14 protein-coding genes are annotated in these 17,492 nt (G+C 33.3%); 7 read left to right on the forward strand and 7 right to left on the reverse strand.

Going from position 1 to position 17,492, the window contains the following annotated elements; all coding sequences use genetic code 11:
- The 3 genes from EYD46_RS02690 to panB form a co-directional block, all read right to left on the reverse strand.
- Window positions 1-1,380 carry an aldehyde dehydrogenase gene (locus EYD46_RS02690; RefSeq protein WP_130935504.1) on the reverse strand — a complete coding sequence of 460 codons (1,380 nt, stop codon included), beginning with the start codon at window positions 1,378-1,380 and terminating at the stop codon, window positions 1-3.
- A gap of 17 nt (window positions 1,381-1,397) precedes the next feature.
- Window positions 1,398-2,096: an RluA family pseudouridine synthase gene (locus tag EYD46_RS02695; protein ID WP_130935505.1), complete on the reverse strand. Its 699-nt coding sequence runs from the start codon at window positions 2,094-2,096 to the stop codon at window positions 1,398-1,400.
- A gap of 83 nt (window positions 2,097-2,179) precedes the next feature.
- Window positions 2,180-2,998, reverse strand: coding sequence for a 3-methyl-2-oxobutanoate hydroxymethyltransferase (gene panB / locus EYD46_RS02700; protein WP_130935506.1), 819 nt, complete (start codon window positions 2,996-2,998; stop codon window positions 2,180-2,182).
- A 118-nt stretch (window positions 2,999-3,116) separates the two neighbouring features.
- Between panB and EYD46_RS02705 the strand changes: the two genes are divergently transcribed.
- Entirely contained in the window at window positions 3,117-3,584 is a 468-nt protein-coding gene (locus tag EYD46_RS02705; RefSeq protein WP_130935507.1) for a nuclear transport factor 2 family protein, read from the forward strand.
- A gap of 11 nt (window positions 3,585-3,595) precedes the next feature.
- Complete coding sequence (locus tag EYD46_RS02710; protein ID WP_130935508.1) at window positions 3,596-4,222, forward strand: DinB family protein; 627 nt, start codon at window positions 3,596-3,598, stop codon at window positions 4,220-4,222.
- Between the two features lie 157 nt (window positions 4,223-4,379).
- Here the strand turns inward: EYD46_RS02710 and EYD46_RS02715 are convergent, their stop codons facing one another.
- The 4 genes from EYD46_RS02715 to EYD46_RS02730 form a co-directional block, all read right to left on the reverse strand.
- A complete protein-coding gene (locus EYD46_RS02715) occupies window positions 4,380-5,132 on the reverse strand; it encodes a T9SS type A sorting domain-containing protein (protein WP_130935509.1) in 753 nt (250 codons plus the stop codon).
- The gene (locus tag EYD46_RS02720) at window positions 5,132-6,547 is read right to left on the reverse strand and encodes a DUF1501 domain-containing protein (RefSeq protein WP_130935510.1); all 1,416 of its coding nucleotides are present in this window, start codon (window positions 6,545-6,547) and stop codon (window positions 5,132-5,134) included. The genes EYD46_RS02715 and EYD46_RS02720 overlap by 1 nt, the downstream gene beginning before the upstream one ends.
- 5 nt (window positions 6,548-6,552) lie before the next feature.
- Window positions 6,553-8,361: a DUF1800 domain-containing protein gene (locus EYD46_RS02725; protein ID WP_130935511.1), complete on the reverse strand. Its 1,809-nt coding sequence runs from the start codon at window positions 8,359-8,361 to the stop codon at window positions 6,553-6,555.
- Between the two features lie 195 nt (window positions 8,362-8,556).
- Window positions 8,557-9,978 (reverse strand): L-serine ammonia-lyase, encoded by a 1,422-nt coding sequence (locus tag EYD46_RS02730; RefSeq protein WP_130935512.1) that lies wholly within the window; start codon window positions 9,976-9,978, stop codon window positions 8,557-8,559.
- Between the two features lie 377 nt (window positions 9,979-10,355).
- Between EYD46_RS02730 and dnaK the strand changes: the two genes are divergently transcribed.
- From dnaK to EYD46_RS02755, 5 genes are all read left to right on the forward strand, one after another.
- Window positions 10,356-12,272 (forward strand): molecular chaperone DnaK, encoded by a 1,917-nt coding sequence (gene dnaK, locus EYD46_RS02735; RefSeq protein WP_130935513.1) that lies wholly within the window; start codon window positions 10,356-10,358, stop codon window positions 12,270-12,272.
- Between the two features lie 398 nt (window positions 12,273-12,670).
- Entirely contained in the window at window positions 12,671-13,558 is an 888-nt protein-coding gene (locus EYD46_RS02740; protein WP_130935514.1) for a T9SS type A sorting domain-containing protein, read from the forward strand.
- 199 nt (window positions 13,559-13,757) lie between these two features.
- Window positions 13,758-14,933, forward strand: coding sequence for a T9SS type A sorting domain-containing protein (locus EYD46_RS02745; protein WP_130935515.1), 1,176 nt, complete (start codon window positions 13,758-13,760; stop codon window positions 14,931-14,933).
- Window positions 14,934-15,062: 129 nt separating this feature from the next.
- A complete protein-coding gene (locus tag EYD46_RS02750; RefSeq protein ID WP_130935516.1) occupies window positions 15,063-16,292 on the forward strand; it encodes a class I SAM-dependent rRNA methyltransferase in 1,230 nt (409 codons plus the stop codon).
- A 229-nt stretch (window positions 16,293-16,521) separates the two neighbouring features.
- The gene (locus EYD46_RS02755) at window positions 16,522-17,469 is read left to right on the forward strand and encodes an NAD(P)H-dependent flavin oxidoreductase (protein WP_130935517.1); all 948 of its coding nucleotides are present in this window, start codon (window positions 16,522-16,524) and stop codon (window positions 17,467-17,469) included.
- Window positions 17,470-17,492: the final 23 nt, after the last annotated feature.

A 17,492-nucleotide genomic window follows, 5' to 3' on the forward strand; every position in this document is an offset into this window, starting at 1 on the left:
TTAACTAAAATATTTAAATACTTTTTTCAAGAGATTTGTCTTTCCTTTATAAGGCGCATATCTTAGAGGTAGATCAAGCCATGTACCACGTTTCATAATTGATTTTTCATGAGAGAAAGTATCAAATCCATTTTTACCATGGTAATTCCCCATACCACTAGCTCCAATACCTCCAAAAGGTAATTTTGGGTTTCCAAAGTGAACAAGTGTGTCGTTTATAACACCACCACCAAAGCTGTATGTTCTGATTAGCTTTTCGCTAAAACTGTTATTTTTTGAGAAGATATAAAATGCTAAAGGTCTTTCTATACTAGACATGATTTTTGCTATGTCTTTTTCAGAATCATAAACTAAAATTGGTAAAATAGGACCAAATATTTCTTCGGTCATAATTTTACTATCTAATTGTGGATTATCTATTAAGGTAGGAGCGAGGTAGTTGGTTTTTTCATCAAACTTTCCTCCAAAAATGATGTTTTCATTTTCAATTAATGATACTAAGCGTTTTAGGTTTTTAGAATTGATAATTCTTGGAAAATCATCAGACTGAAAAGGAGTCTTACCATATCTTCTAGTAATTTCCTTTTCTATTGCTTCTATAAAAATAGCTTTAATATGAGATTTAACAATAACAAAATCTGGAGCAATACAGGTTTGCCCACCATTTAATAATTTGCCCCAAACTAGGCGTCTGGCTATTAGTTTTACATCAATTGTTTCGTCTATAATGCAAGGTGTTTTTCCACCTAGCTCCAATGTTACTGGAGTTAAATGTTTCGCAGCAGCTTCAGCAACAATTTTGCCAACTTTAGTACTACCTGTAAAAAAAATATAATCCCATTTTTGCGCTAATAACTCTGTTGCTACAGGAATACCGCCTTCAATTGAAGTACACATATCTTCAGGAAATACATTTTTAATAATTTCAGTTAATACTTGGGATGTGTTTTCGGTAAGTTCACTTGGTTTCAAAACTACTGTATTTCCTGCTGCAATAGCCATAATTAGAGGTTCCATTGCCAATAGAAACGGATAGTTCCATGGGGCAATTACTAAAACTGCTCCATAAGGCTCTTTATATATATAGTCTTTAGAAGGAAACGTTAAAATTGATGATCTTACACGCTTGGGTTTACTCCAGGACTTTAGCTTTTTAATGGCTAGGTTTAGCTCAGAAATTACCAACCCAAATTCGCTGATATAGGTTTCAAATTCTGATTTTCTGAAATCTTTATACAATGCATCAAAAATATCTTGTTCTTTTTTGATGATTTCTTGCTTTAGAGTTTTTAAAAGGGACAAGCGGTAAGGAATGTCTTTTGTTGCTTGTGATAAAAAAAGGGCATTATGCGACGCTACAAGTTTTGGAATTGATTTCATTCTTCTAAGATAAAACTTTAAGTGCACGCATTCCAAATAGTATCATTTGGTAGAGGGGCAATAATCGATATAGGGTCTTTTTTTACAGGGTGTATAAATTCGATTTGTCTTGCATGTAAATGTATGCTGGCATCTTTATTACTTCTGCTAAACCCATATTTTAAATCTCCTTTAATTGGGCTGCCAATGCTAGATAATTGTGTTCTAATTTGGTGATGTCTACCTGTTTCTAGATTGACTTCTAATAACGTATAGTTATCCAGTTTTTTTATTGTTTTGTAATGAAGAATAGCTTTTTTACTGTCTTTTATTTCTTTTAGGTGTGCGTATGATTTATTATTTTTAGGATTCTTTTTAAGCCAATGTATAAGTGTATCTTCAGATTTTGGTGGTTGTTGCTTTACTATAGCCCAATATGTTTTTTTTACTGCTTTGGATAAGAATAATTTGTTTAGTCGTGGTAATGCTTTACTTGTTTTGGCAAACATCACAATACCTGTTGTAGGTCTATCTAAACGATGTACAGTACCTAAATACACATTTCCAGGTTTATTGTATTTATCTTTAATATATGTTTTAACAACATCACTTAATGGCTTGTCTCCTGTTTTATCGCCTTGCACTATATCTCCTGCGCGTTTATTTATCACAATAATGTGATTATCTTCATATAAAACTTGAAGGTTGCCTTTATTTGAAAGGATTTTTGTTGACACGTATCTTAATTTTTATTCCTCAAACAGGTTAAGACGCAAAATCTAAAAGCGTATACTTGATTCTGATTATCGTGAATGAAAACTTAATACTTCTCACTCTCGTTAGGGAAATCTTGAGTTTTTACATCATCAACATATTGAGAAATAGCGGTCGTCATTTCTTCATATAAATTTAAGTAACGTCTTAAAAATCTTGGGTTGAATTCGTGCGTCATACCTATCATATCGTGAAGTACCAATACTTGACCATCAACATCTGGTCCAGCACCTATACCAATAATTGGGATACTAACACTTTCAGCAACTTGTTGCGCTAATTTAGCAGGAATCTTTTCTAAAACAATTGCAAAACATCCCAATTTTTCTAGCATTCTAGCATCACTTAATAATTGCTTGGCTTCTTGTTCTTCTTTTGCTCGTACTGTATAAGTTCCAAATTTATAAATGGATTGTGGCGTTAAACCCAAGTGCCCCATCACGGGAATACCGGCATTCAAAATTCGTTTTATAGATTCTTTAACTTCCTTACCACCTTCTAACTTTACAGAATGTGCTCCACTTTCTTTCATAATTCTAATAGCAGAACGTAATGCTTCTTTAGGATCGCTCTGGTAACTTCCAAATGGTAAGTCAACAACAATTAAAGCTCTATCTATGGCACGTACTACAGAGGAAGCATGATAAATCATTTGGTCCAATGTAATAGGTAAGGTAGTTTCATGTCCTGCCATAACATTACTAGCTGAATCACCAACCAAAATAACATCTACACCTGCACCATCAACAATTTTTGCCATGGTGTAATCGTAAGCAGTTAGCATAGAAATTTTTTCGCCAGAAGCTTTCATATCCACTAAGGATTTTACGGTAACGCGTTTGTATTCTTTTTTAGCAGTAGACATGTCTTATAAATTTTGTATTGCGGTAAAAATACTAAATAAAGCAGATACTGTTAAACTTTTCTTTATTAGCTACAATAAGTATAATCTATCAATTATTTTAGAAAAAAAATGTAGAAATATGAAACATGTTATACTTTGTGCCATACTTTTTATTACCACTATCTTGGCTGCTCAAGAAGATGATAGTAAGTTGGCAAAATCTACGATAGAGACATTTTTTGAAGGCTTTCATAAAGGCGATACAGCTTTAATGAAATCGGTTATGGCAGATAGAATCATAATGCAAACAGCTTATAAGAATAAAGAAGGAAAAGATGTTTTGGTAGCCAATACTCCAGATGATTTAATAAATGCAATAACAGAAAGACCTGAGGATCAAAAATGGGATGAGCGTATTTTAGATTACACTATAAAGGTAGATGGTAATATGGCAAATGTATGGACTCCTTATGAATTTTGGTTTAATGAAGAATTTAGTCATTGTGGAGTGAATTCCTTTCAATTATTTAAGGATGGAACATGGAAGATTATCTATTTAATTGATACAAGAAGACGTTTTAATTGTAACATTAATCAAAAAAAGTAATAAACTAAATTATGAAAAGGAGACAATTATTAGGAATCATTGGATTAAGCCCTTTAGCGTTTATCTCTTCAAGAATGCCAGTTTCAAATGCTAAGCTTGTTGATATTTTAATTAAACGATGGAAAACTTCTAAGACTTACACTTTAGAAGTGTTTAATACAATGCCAGAAGAAAGTTTGGAGTATAGTCCTACTGATGCTCAGATGAGTTTTGCACAGCATTTTATGCATATAGGTTTTACAAATAATGCTTTTATTGGTGTTTTAGTTGATTCTAAAACTTACCCTGATTTTGCTGCTATGAGTAAGGCTGCTTTTTTTTTAGAGCGACCAGATAGCGTAAGTGTATTTTATCCTGATATGTTTGTGAACAGAGATCCAAAAATGATAAAAACTGTTGTAGCTGAATATTTGCTTAATACTTTTGATTATGTAATATCTAATCTTAGCAACTTAAATGACGATATTTTAAGTGAAGGTGTAGAGAAGGAAAAACCTTGGTTTTTAGGAGGACATACTAATATTGACCTTATTTTGAGAGCAGAAAATCATACTGCACATCATAGAGCTCAAGCTATAAGTTACCTTCGCTTTAAGGGTATAAAACCACCAGCATATTCAAAGTTTAATACGCTTTAATTTAGGGTTTAAAATAAGTTTGTTGCAATTTACTTATGCTGTGATCTAGTGAGCAAGAGATTGAACGGTATGTTGGAACTCCCGACCTTAGGAGGAGCAATTGGAGAAATCCTATCTACCAGCAGGTAAACCCCACCCTTATGGTTCCACTCAAAAACTATTTTCTTTTGATAAGTTTAAATGACTTTTCTTTACCGCTTTGATTGGTTTTTAAAATATAAATTCCAACAGATAAATTATATCCATTAATTGGTAATTGATAGTTTTGATTATCTTCTGTAATGGTAATATTACCATTAGTAATAGTACGCCCCATGATATCATATAAAGTAAATTCCAGAGGTTCTGATTGAGATAAACTCACAATTCTAAGTGATACATAACCTATAAAAGGATTTGGGTATACTGATGCATTGTAACCATCTTCTTCCTCAACTACCGTAAAAGGATCTGTAATTGCTATTTTTAATTCACTCAAACCATAACAATTACCTCCAAAATTTGAAGTTGGAGTTATCAGTACATATCTGGCTTTTGTGGCATTAAAATTGGGGCCTTCACTACCTTGATAAGTTGATGAACCTGAGGCTTGTTCTAAATTAAAAGTTCCCAATTTATCCCAAGTAACACCGTCAAGAGAATAGTCTACATTAAATTCATTGATACCAAAATCTAAATGTTTTGGCTCGTTTGCATTCCAGAATTGGGTTTCGTTAAGCACGTAATTATATCCTAAATCATACATTATCCAATGTGTTTCTCCATAAGATGATATAGGATTTGCAGAGGGTTCACATGATACCCAACCATCAAACCAATTAGTACTATGTCTGTCAGGATAGCATTGCGCTTCTAGTATTTGTAAACTAGAAACTATAAGTAACGTTATGTAAAAATAAATATTTTTCATTATGTTAAATTCATAAATCCTATTGGTGGCGTACTACTATTGGTATCGTAAAAATTGGATAAATTAGGCAATACCATATTTAAATCTGACGGAGAAACTCCAAACCAAAGTGCTAATTCAGCCATATATAAATCTGCAGCCGTGGTTGGAATAAGAACGCCACTTCTTAAATCTAAATCGCTATCAAGCGCAAGAGTAGGGTAGTCTCCATAAATTTCTTTTCCATTTACAGCACCTCCCATGATAAAGGCATTTCCTCCCCAAGCATGGTCTGTTCCGTTTCCGTTGGATGTTAACGTTCTAGCAAAGTCTGATACACTGAATGTGGTTACACAATCACTTATATTTAATTCAAAAAGTAAACTGTTAAAATATGCAAGGGCATCATTTACTTCTTTTAGTTTACTTGCTTGGTTGATTAATAATTCATCATGATTATCAAAACCTCCAATTTCAACAAAGAAAATTTGTCTTGAAAATCCTAAAGTATCTCTAGCACCAATAGTTTTAGCTACCATACGCAATTGAGGTGCTAACCCGTTTTCTTCAGGGAGAGGTGTGATAAAATCTTGAACACCATCTACTGCTGATTGAAATGCTAAATTTGCATCATTGGATGCTTTAATCGTGTTTTTATAGGTGTTTTTATATATATCTTGATAATCCTTTTCTAGCATGGAATTGAGAGCTTCGGTTTTAAGTTCGTTGAAAAAACCATCTCCTTGATATCCATTAATGCCCACACTGCCCTCATTTCTAATAGCGTAAGGTGTTATCTGGTCTCCTTGCTGAAATATATTTGTACCTCGTAAAGAGATATTCATAGAAATATCTGTACTGGAGTTCATAGATTGTACTAAATCTGCAATTTTTCCACCCCATCCTATATTTGTGCGTTCGCCTGGTTTTCCTGTTTGCCATTGTTGAGATTGATCTGAATGCGAAAACAAGCCCAGAGGTGTTCTTACAGTATTATCTTTTATTTCACTTTTTGTTGAAGGCTCTACTAGTGTACCTACGTTTGATAGAAAGGCTAAATTGCCACTTTCAAATAATTGTCGCATATCTCCAAGCTCAGGATGTAAGCCAAAAACTCTCCCATCACTTGTATTTGGGTTAATTTGCAATACGTCATTTTGTGGAATTGCTAAGTTTGATCTGGAAGTAGCGTATTCATTATACTCATTATTCCCTTTAGGAATAAGCATATTAAACGAATCGTTTCCTCCACTAAGCATTATGCAAACTAGTGCTTTATAATCTCCACCATAAGGTATAATTGCAGAGTTATCCATAGCTGCTGCAGCCATAGCCTTTAGGTTGATAAGAGAAGAAAATAGGGTTGTATACCCCAAAGCAGCGCAGGAGTCTCCTAAAAATTTTCTTCTTGACATTGTATTTTTCTTCTTCGTCATAGGTTTTATTTAAGTATGACATAATCTGGACTTATCATTAAAAGATATAGTGCCATTTTTACTCTTAAATCTGTATATTGAACTTCTTGCCCCCAACCATTTATAATAGGCTCTACGGCATTTACAATAGTTTGTTTAGTATCACCTGAAAGCTGGCCTCGTGTAAATAGTTTATCCAGCTGATTTACTAATACTTCGCTATCTTTTGCATAATATTTTAAGGCTTCAAAATCTAGAGGTGTACCCTCTAATTCTAATCCCCAAGTTCTTAGAACATCATACCATCTTGGATTTGTCCATGCATCTACCTGATTTAAGTAGTTTATACTGGTGGCAGAATTATGGATTTGAAATTCTGGCGCTAATAGATTTGCATCTGCAAATTCACTATTGGGTACATATTCTGGAAGGAAAAAATTAAAAACACTAGGAGCAGATAGTGGTGCCTGTCCTGTATTGTTAAAGAAATCGTATCCATTATTCCAATAGCGTCCATCATTATTATCCAAGTCAATTTGTCTTACTACATTAAAATAACGCATCATTGGTTCAATCATTTTACCACTCATGGGGTTCTCTATCCAGCTACAGTTTCTAGCTTCTTCATCTAATAGAATTGCTTTTATCACAGCTTTCATATCGCCTCTTACGCCTTTGGTATTATTAAAAGCAGCACTAACACGAGATACATATCCTGTGGATGGGTTAGATTTTACCAATTGTTGAATTAATCGTTTTGCAATAAAAGGACCTGTATTGTTGTGATTAAATAAATGATTTATAGCATCGTCAATATCTTGCATACCAGATTGTCCACTAGGTATTGTATAACCGTTAAGTAATTGTTTAGATCCTGGTTCATGCCAATCATCATACATTATCATAGGCATATCTTTTCTAGCAAAATAATGTCCCATTCCAAATCGTAACGTTCTATCAGGAAATTCATCTTCAATTCCTGCTGGTCCTAAACCTGTAAAAACTTTAGAAAATTCCTTAATATCATCGTTGTTATAGGTTGGAATACGATTGCCTTGTCCGTCTATAACATAGGTGCCATCTTGGTTTAATTCGTACAACCCAATGGTAAATAATTGCATAATTTCTCGTGCATAATTTTCATCTGGATGTATGTTTCTATCAGGAATACTTCTAGGATTATTATAATGACTTAAATAAACACCCATCATTGGATGTACAGTGACATCTTTTAGTAGGTTTCTAAAGTTACCAAAGGCATTGTCTTTCAATACATCATAATAATCAGCTAAACCTACACCGTAACTAGAAAGGTTAGACTCTCTCGAAATCACTAAAATTTCGCTAAGTGCTAATGCTACCCTTTGACGTAATAGGTCTTCGTTATTGATGTTAGACTGCCACCATGCATACATAAAATGTAACCAATTAGGAGTAGTATTATTTTCTGGATTACCGCCATTAGACAAATACATTTGGCGTGCCTCACTAAATATATTTTGTGTTAACTGTTGAAGGGGAGCAGAATCTATTTCAAATTGAGTATCTATCCAATCTTCAAAAGGTTGTTCTGCTACAGATTTTATATAGTTTAAATCAGTTCCAAATGTTGCTTGTGCTAGAAAACGTGATGTTTCTAAGAGCTTTCCATCTAAACCATTACCATTAATGGTGTTTATAGCTTCAGCACTTTCTCTCCAGTCTGTTCTTGTTTGTTGACTACTTGAGGTTACCGTTATACCATTGCTATGTCCTGCACCTAAATAATCTCTGTAATCCTGAGCAGAAATACTTAATGATAGGCAGCAAATGCCATAGAGTAGAATCTTTTTCATTTTTTTTAGGAATTAACTTAAAACGTAAGTTTTTTAAGTCTTAATTTGCTCAAATATAAATAAATTGACGATTAATGAGTTATTTTTTCGATGAATTACATATTTGGATTTCGTTTTATCGAAATTCTATTCTGTTAAACTAGGATATAAACGTCAAAATATAAGAGTAATTGCAAAACAGATAATTTGTAAGAATTAACAATCTGATAAATGTACACCAACTGCCAGACCTCCTTTGGAAGTTTCTTTATATTTTGTGTTCATATCTTTGGCGGTTTCCCACATTGTGTTTACTACTTTATCTAGAGGCACTTTTACATTTTGGGGAGAGGTATCCAATGCCAATTCAGATGCATTTATGGCTTTAATGACACCCATTGCATTACGTTCTATACATGGAATTTGTACTAAGCCGCCAATAGGATCACAGGTTAAGCCTAAATGGTGTTCCATGGCAATTTCTGCAGCCATTAATACTTGTTCTGGTGTGCCTCCTAAAAGTTCGCATAATGCTCCGGCTGCCATTGCAGATGAGACCCCTATTTCTGCTTGGCATCCTCCCATAGCTGCACTTATAGTTGCACCTTTTTTAAATATACTGCCAATTTCTCCTGCAACTAATAAAAACCGTTTAATATCTTCAAAATTACCATCGTGATTTTCTATTACAAGATAGTACATTAAAACGGCTGGAATTACTCCTGCACTTCCATTAGTTGGAGCTGTTACAACACGACCTAAAGCTGCATTTACTTCGTTGACAGCTAAAGCAAAACAGCTTACCCATTTTAAAATTTGTCGAAATTTTACTTCACTATTCCTAATCGCATAAATCCATTCTACTGGGGTGCTGTATGGGGTATTACTTTTTAGGTTTTGATGTAGATCGTATGCACGACGCCTCACATTTAATCCTCCTGGCAGCGTACCTTCTGTATGACAACCTGTATACATACAATCTAACATGGTATTCCATATACGATTTAGTTGTACATCAATTTCTTCTTCAGTTCTGATAGATTTTTCGTTTTCTAAAACTACATCTGAAATAGGTTTGTTGAGTTGTTTACAAAATTGAAGTAGTTCTGTTCCTTTTTCAATCGGGTAAGGAAAGCTGCATTTTATTTCGAAATTCTTTTTTGAGTTTTTGCGTTCTTCTTTTACGACGAAGCCTCCTCCGATAGAATAGAATTTTGAGGTTACATTTTTACCTTCAATTTTTGCCGTAAAACTCATGCCATTAGCGTGGAACGGTAAAAATTTTTTATTGAAAATGATATCGGATTTTGGATTGAATGGTAATTCTTTTTCCCCTCCAAGGTGTAACAGGTTTGTTTTTTTAATTTCGGCAACGGTATTTTCAATATCTTCAGTTGGAATGGTTTCAGGATCTTTTCCGCTTAGCCCTAACATTACGGCATAATCGGTGGCATGTCCTTTTCCTGTGAGTGATAATGAGCCATAGAGGTTTACTGTAATTTGCTTTACGTTATGGAATATTTTGTCAGTTTTGAGTTCTTCTATCCAGAGTTCGGCGGCACGCCATGGCCCAAGGGTATGTGAACTTGAAGGCCCTATACCTATTTTTAGCATATCGAAAATTGAAATGCATTCCATAGTTACGCAAACGTTATAGTTGGCAAATATATGTTGTTTTTTTGCTCTCGCAAAGCCAGTAAGACGCAAAGTATTTAGAAAACCAAAAAGCTATGACTTAGTATAAACTTTTGCAGACATACCCCGCGCAAGGGATTGAGGTATTTGTTGAAGCTACTTGACGAAGGAGAGAGCGACTACCGAAAGCCCGACCCCTTGTGGGTTGCGCCATAAATTAGTATTAACTATTTCTATTGGTTATTTAAACACACTGCAAACTGGGACAGCCTGTTGAATACTGATACACTGACACTGTGTCATATATTATGTATTGGCATAAAGATTGACTAGAATAAAATGAATTTAAAAAAGAATATTCAATACAATAAATAAATATTATGAGTAAAATTATTGGAATCGATTTAGGAACAACCAACTCTTGCGTTTCGGTAATGGAAGGTAATGATCCTGTTGTTATCCCAAACGCTGAAGGTAAACGTACTACACCATCTGTGATTGCTTTTGTAGAAGGAGGAGAGATTAAGGTTGGAGATCCTGCAAAGCGACAAGCTGTAACTAACCCTACAAAAACGGTTTATTCTATTAAACGTTTTATGGGCAATAAATATTCTGAATCTACTAAAGAAGCAGAACGTGTACCATATAAAGTGGTAAAGGGCGATAATGATACGCCTAGAGTTGATATTGATGGTAGATTATATACACCACAGGAATTATCGGCTATGATTCTTCAAAAAATGAAGAAGACTGCTGAGGATTACTTAGGGCAAGACGTAAGTAGAGCTGTAATTACTGTTCCTGCTTATTTTAACGATTCGCAAAGACAAGCTACTAAAGAAGCTGGAGAAATTGCAGGTTTGAAAGTAGAGCGTATTATTAATGAGCCTACTGCTGCGGCATTGGCCTATGGTTTAGATAAAAAAGGCACTGATCAAAAAATAGTTGTTTTTGATTTTGGTGGAGGAACGCATGATGTATCTATCTTAGAATTAGGTGATGGTGTATTTGAAGTACTATCTACCGATGGAGATACACACTTAGGTGGTGATGATGTTGATGAAAAAATCATTAACTGGTTAGCAGATGAGTTTAAAGCAGAAGAAAGTATGGACTTGAGACAAGATCCAATGTCTTTACAACGTTTAAAAGAAGCTGCTGAAAAAGCTAAGATTGAACTATCATCTTCTGCACAAACAGAAATTAACTTGCCTTATATTACAGCTACAGCTAGTGGACCTAAGCATTTAGTACGTACATTAACACGTTCTAAGTTTGAGCAATTAATTGATGATTTGGTAAAACGCACAATAGAGCCATGTGAGTCTGCTTTAAAGGCTGCTGGTTTAAGTAAAAATGATATTGACGAGGTAATTTTAGTAGGTGGATCTACTCGTATTCCTGCGGTACAAGAAGCGGTTGAGAAATTCTTTGGAAAAGCACCAAGTAAAGGTGTAAACCCTGATGAAGTAGTGTCTTTAGGAGCTGGTATACAAGGTGGTGTATTAACTGGTGATGTAAAAGATGTACTTTTATTAGATGTAACACCGTTATCTCTTGGTATTGAAACTATGGGTAATGTATTTACTAAGTTGATTGAAGCTAATACCACTATTCCTACTAAGAAATCGCAGGTATTTTCAACTGCTGCTGATAATCAACCTTCTGTAGAAATTCATGTATTACAAGGGGAAAGAGCAATGGCTGCTGATAATAAAACTATTGGACGTTTCCACTTAGATGGTATTCCACCAGCTAGACGTGGTACACCGCAAATTGAGGTAACGTTTGATATTGATGCTAACGGTATCATTAAAGTTTCTGCAGAAGATAAAGCCACTGGTAAGAAACAAGATATAAGAATTGAAGCATCTTCTGGATTAACAGAAGAGGAAATTCAAAAAATGAAAGCTGATGCTGAAGCAAATGCTGAAGCTGATAAAGCTGCTGCAGAAAGTGCTCAAAAATTAAATGAAGCAGATTCTATGATTTTCCAAACAGAGAAGTTATTAGAAGAGTCTGGCGATAAATTATCAGCTGATAACAAATCTAAGATTGAAGACGCTTTAGCTGAATTGAAAAAGCAATTTGAAACAAAAGATTTGGCGTTAATTCAACCAGCTTTAGATAACCTTAATGAGATTTGGAAAGCAGCCAGTGAAGAAATTTACAAAGCACAAGCAGCTGACGCACAACAAGCTGGAGGAGCGCAACCAGGACCAGATGCAGGCACAGGTGAGCAAGCGCAATCTGAAGGCGACAATGTAGAAGATGTTGATTTTGAAGAAGTAAAGTAATGTAAACACTATTTCTTGCTAAGAGTAAAGTCTTATATTCTCAAATAAAATGAGATAAAGATAAATTTAGAAATAGTATTGCAGTTTTGAATAACAGAAAGCGCAACCAATTTGGTTGCGCTTTTTTATTATTTACTATTAGCATTTAGAATGCATATACTTTAGAATAGTAATTAAATACATTTTTGGTTAAAAAATCAGTTTATAAATTATTGATTTTGTAGTACATAACTTTCGTTTTCCTGTTATGGGGTTTTTATTACCTTCAATAATACTCTATAATTATACAAAATGCTTTATTTATTTTAAAGCACAATTCTACCTGATAATATATTAGCTCAAGCCAATTTGTTTTTAGAACATATGTTGGAATTAATTCATTTAAAAACTTGACTAATATGAAAAAAATTACGCTTCTATTTTCATTAACCCTAATCAGTTATTTTGGTTTTGCACAAACAACCTTGATTAATTGGGATGGAATAAATCCTGCATTTGATTTTCCATTTGATTCTAATACAATCATGAAATCAGATACGCCAGATCCTAATCCTGATCAAACAGGAAATACTACTCCAAATGTTAGATTATTGCAAGTTGCCGCATCTGCAGGAGGTTTTGCAGGATATGGAGGAGAGTTCACTTCCACTGTAGATGTAAGTGCAGGTAAATTTTTATTAGTTTATTTGAGGTCTGATGTAAATAATTATCCAGTTAGATTTCAATTTACTGACGATCCAATTTCTAATAGAACACAAAATCCTTTGGAAACGGATTTTACATATACTGGTAACGGCGACTGGCAGTTGTTAGAATCACAAATAGTATATGCATCTCAAGATTTTGGAATACCAGGGCAACCAAACTTAAATGGAGCATTATCAGATGCAGAAGCTACTACTGCGGGAGTTGCCTCTCCTTACACGCCTAATTTAGATGGTATTGTGAATAGATATAGTGTCTTTCCTGATTTTAATGATTCTCAATCTGGTGCATTTTCATTATGGTTTGATGAAGTAATCGTTAATAATTCAGCAACCTTATCAACAGATGATTTATCAAAAAAATTAGAAGGTTCTGTATTTCCAAACCCAGCGAGATTAGCAATTAATATTAGAGCTAAAATTTCTGATAAAGAAGCACGTATATATGATATACACGGTAAGCATATAGATACAAAAGCAATTACAGGGAATTTTAATTCTGTAGACGTATCGAGATTATCTTCTGGTATGTATTTTCTAGTTTTGGAAAGCGGTTCTTCATTTAAATTTATTAAGGAATAGGAATACTTTTTATTTTATTTTCTAAAAAAAGGTTAGTGGTTTGCTAACCTTTTTTGTGTAATATATTGAAAATTAAATACCTACAAAATAATTGAATGTGTTTGGTAAAAAAAACTAGTTTTTTTAAAAAATTGGGGTAGGAATTTTTTTAAATAGTTTGTTATATATACGAATACCAAATCTTAAAAATTATTATCAAATGAAAAACCTACTACAATTTACCCTAGTATTATTATGTCTTATTGTTACAAATAAAACAATAGCTCAACAGGATAAAACTATGTATATTTTTGGGCATAGTCTTATTGTTCATGCCACAGATTCTGATGAAACCACAGTTCCTCACTGGTTACATTTATTAGCTCAAGAAGCAGAACATAGTGTTTCGGTTTCAGGACAATATGGATTTTTACCACAACACGCTAATCTTCCGCCTATTTCACAATGGGGATTTAGTGAAGTACCATCAGCGTGGGATTCTGATACTCAAAATTTTTCAGAAGCTAACTTTAATACCTTTTTATTAACAGCTGCAAATTTTGTACAATATCAGCCCTCTAATGTTAACTATTTTGGAAATCCAACAACATCTCCTGTATCTGCTACTATAGATATTGTAGATTGGATTGATAATCAAGAAGCGAATGCTGTAACTTACATTTATGAGAATTGGCCAGATATGGCTGGTTTTATAGCTGGAGAAGGTTTTCCTCCATCAGAAACTGAGTTTGAAAATTATAATAATTACACACTTGGAGACTTTCACACTTGGTGGATTGATTATCAGGATTTTGTACACGCTGCACGCCCAAGTGAAAATGTTAGAATGATTCCTGTTGGACCAGTTTTAAGTAAGCTGTTAACAGAAACACCTTTAAGTCAAATCCCTATTTTAGACTTATATGAAGATAACGCACCACATGGAGAGCCAACACTTTATTTTTTAGCGAGTTTAATAACTTATATGGCAATTTATGAAGAAAAGGCTCCAGTAACCTATACAATTCCTAATACTGTAAATGCATTAGTTCAAAATAACTTTCAAAATACAATAGATTTTATTTGGAATGAGTTATTAGCATTCAACTATAGTAATGGAAGTAGTAGGGTTTTTGTTAACAATCCATTACATACTGGTTCTATAGATTACAATGAAATATCTGTATACCCTAACCCCACAAAAGATATCATTCATGTAGTTAATCATAATACCTCTTATACGTTTGAGTTATTTGATGCTAAAGGATTAAAGATAGATCAAAAGTTAGATGTAGTAGATGGGGGTATAAACATTTCAAATTTATCTGATGGTTTATACCTTTTAAAATTAAATATTGGAGAAGATCAAATCATAAAAAAGATCATTAAAAATTAAAAACTATATTTTGTTTGTTCATATGCATCTTTATATTTTTTTGATATAAAGGTGCATTTTTTCATTAGTTATAGTTGATAATTTTTTAATCACTATAAAACCAATATTTTTGAGGCATAGAAATAACATATGTCATTTTCATCCCATATTACATCTGATTATTACCCTAAACGATTAGCAGTAAAACTAAACGCTAAAGGCGAACAGTTTGTTTTAAAAGAGCATCCATGGGTTTTTTCAAATAGTATTACTAAAATAAGCAATGGTGCCAAAACAGGAGATTTAGCTGTTGTTTTTAGCAAACATAAAAACCGTGTCATTGGTTTGGGTTTATATGATGCCAATTCTCCAATCCGAATAAAAATGCTGCATTCAGGAATGGAAAAGGTAGAAATTAATGCGCTTTTTTTTCAAAATAAAATTAAAGAAGCTTTTAAAAAACGTAAGACCTTACTAGATACTAATACGGATAGTTACCGTTTACTTTTTGGCGAGAATGATGGTTTTCCTGGATTAATAGCCGATGTATATGCTTCAGTTTTAGTAGTAAAAGTATATTCTGAAATATGGCTGCCTTATTTAGAAGATATCATACATTTTTTGCAAGATATTTCAAACGCTGAAACAGTAGTTATTAGATTGAGTAGAAGCTTAGAAAATTCTATTTCTCATCAATTAAAAAATGGAGATGTAGTTTTTGGTACTTTAGATAATGAAGTTGTGGAGTTTATAGAGCATGGTGTAAAGTTTTCTGCAAACGTTATTAAAGGTCATAAAACCGGTTATTTTTTAGATCATCGTCATAATAGGAAACAAGTAGGAGAGTGGAGTAACGGTAAAACAGTTTTAGATGTGTTTTCTTATGCAGGAGGATTTTCAGTACATGCATTGGCAAATGGAGCAAAAGAAGTTATTAGTTTAGATATTAGTAAACAAGCTTTGGAAATTGCTATTCAAAATGGAAAGTTAAATACGTATTCTGGAACTCATAAAACCATTGTAGGAGATGCTTTTAAAGAATTAAAACAACTTATAAAAAATAAAGTCACTTTTGATGTAGTGGTTATAGATCCACCAAGTTTTGCAAAACAAGCTTCTGAAATAGATTTAGCAAAGAAAAAATATGCGCAACTTGCCGAATTAGGAGTTAAACTAACTTCAAAAAATGGCTTGCTAGTACTTTGTTCATGTTCCTCAAGGGTTACTTCTCAAGCTTTTTTTGATATAAATAAACAAATACTATCTTCAAAAAAAAGAAACTATTGTCTAACGCTAAAAACCCAACATGATGTAGATCATCCCATCAGTTTTCCTGAAGGGGCTTACCTTAAATCCGGATATTATCGGTTTTTAGACTAAGGAAATTACTTTCTGTAATACAATAGCGTTTTTATTAAGTTTTTCTAAAAATTAAATTAAGTAACTGATAAATAATTAGTTGTATGAATTAAAACTATTTATTATTACTTTTCATTTTGACATAGTTATATATCAAAAAAGCAGCTGTAGTAATGTTACTTTTTTGCTCATCGCCAATTAAATACTATGCATGCATAATAATTTGTATATTTGGTAAAACTTTTATCTGATGGCTAGGCAATTAACAGATTTACTAAATATTAAGTATCCAATTATTCAAGCCCCAATGTTTTTGGTTTCAAATGTACCTATGGTTAAAGAAGCTATGCATGGTGGTATTGCTGGATGTATTCCTGCTTTAAACTACAGAACTTTAGATGAGCTTAGGTTTGCTTCACGTGAATTAAAGGCATCAAAACCAAATGGAGGTTCCTTCGGGTTTAATTTAATAGTAAATAAGTCCAATGTAAAATATAGAGGACAGTTAGAAGTAATTTGTGAAGAAGGTTGCGATTTTATTATTACTTCTTTAGGTAGCCCTGAAGAAACCATAAATGAAGCACATAAAGTAGGTATTAAAGTGTTTTGTGATGTAACCGATTTAAAGTTTGCTAAAAAGGTGGAAGGATTAGGAGCTGATGCTATAATAGCAGTTAATAATGAAGCAGGAGGTCATCGAGGAAATATATCACCAGAATATTTAATTAAAGAGTTGAGTGAAAACTGTAGCATTCCAATAATTTCAGCCGGTGGTGTAGGATGTAAAGCTGATGTAGATAAAATGTTAGCTTATGGAGCTGCTGGAGTATCTGTAGGTAGTCCTTTTATAGCATCTGTAGAGGCAAACGTTACAGAGGAGTATAAGCAAGCATGTGTAGATTATGGTGCGGAAGATATTGTAATGACTGAGCGCATCTCAGGGACACCTTGTACTGTGATTAATACCCCTTATGTTAAGAAAATAGGAACAAAATCTACATGGATTGAAAACCTATTAAATAAAAATCGTAAACTAAAAAAGTGGGTAAAAATGATACGTTTTTCAATTGGTATGAATGCAACAAAAAATGCAGCTACAAAAGCCACTTATAAAACAGTTTGGGTTGCAGGACCTAGTATAGAACATACAAAAGCAATTTTACCAGTCAAGAGTATTATCAAGAAGTTAGTAAACTAAAATAGCTCAATAATTTTAAAAAC

The organism is Hyunsoonleella pacifica (assembly GCF_004310335.1).
GTDB lineage: Bacteria > Bacteroidota > Bacteroidia > Flavobacteriales > Flavobacteriaceae > Jejuia > Jejuia pacifica.

What these genes read in the sequence shown, in the direction of transcription:
- EYD46_RS02690 (WP_130935504.1), bottom strand. Translation starts at nt 1,380, where the DNA reads ATGAAATCAATTCCAAAACTTGTAGCGTCGCATAATGCCCTTTTTTTA.
- EYD46_RS02715 (WP_130935509.1), bottom strand. Translation starts at nt 5,132, where the DNA reads ATGAAAAATATTTATTTTTACATAACGTTACTTATAGTTTCTAGTTTA.
- dnaK (WP_130935513.1), top strand. Translation starts at nt 10,356, where the DNA reads ATGAGTAAAATTATTGGAATCGATTTAGGAACAACCAACTCTTGCGTT.
- EYD46_RS02740 (WP_130935514.1), top strand. Translation starts at nt 12,671, where the DNA reads ATGAAAAAAATTACGCTTCTATTTTCATTAACCCTAATCAGTTATTTT.
- panB (WP_130935506.1), bottom strand. Translation starts at nt 2,998, where the DNA reads ATGTCTACTGCTAAAAAAGAATACAAACGCGTTACCGTAAAATCCTTA.
- EYD46_RS02720 (WP_130935510.1), bottom strand. Translation starts at nt 6,547, where the DNA reads ATGACGAAGAAGAAAAATACAATGTCAAGAAGAAAATTTTTAGGAGAC.
- EYD46_RS02705 (WP_130935507.1), top strand. Translation starts at nt 3,117, where the DNA reads ATGAAACATGTTATACTTTGTGCCATACTTTTTATTACCACTATCTTG.
- EYD46_RS02710 (WP_130935508.1), top strand. Translation starts at nt 3,596, where the DNA reads ATGAAAAGGAGACAATTATTAGGAATCATTGGATTAAGCCCTTTAGCG.
- EYD46_RS02750 (WP_130935516.1), top strand. Translation starts at nt 15,063, where the DNA reads ATGTCATTTTCATCCCATATTACATCTGATTATTACCCTAAACGATTA.
- EYD46_RS02745 (WP_130935515.1), top strand. Translation starts at nt 13,758, where the DNA reads ATGAAAAACCTACTACAATTTACCCTAGTATTATTATGTCTTATTGTT.
- EYD46_RS02730 (WP_130935512.1), bottom strand. Translation starts at nt 9,978, where the DNA reads ATGGAATGCATTTCAATTTTCGATATGCTAAAAATAGGTATAGGGCCT.
- EYD46_RS02725 (WP_130935511.1), bottom strand. Translation starts at nt 8,361, where the DNA reads ATGAAAAAGATTCTACTCTATGGCATTTGCTGCCTATCATTAAGTATT.
- EYD46_RS02755 (WP_130935517.1), top strand. Translation starts at nt 16,522, where the DNA reads ATGGCTAGGCAATTAACAGATTTACTAAATATTAAGTATCCAATTATT.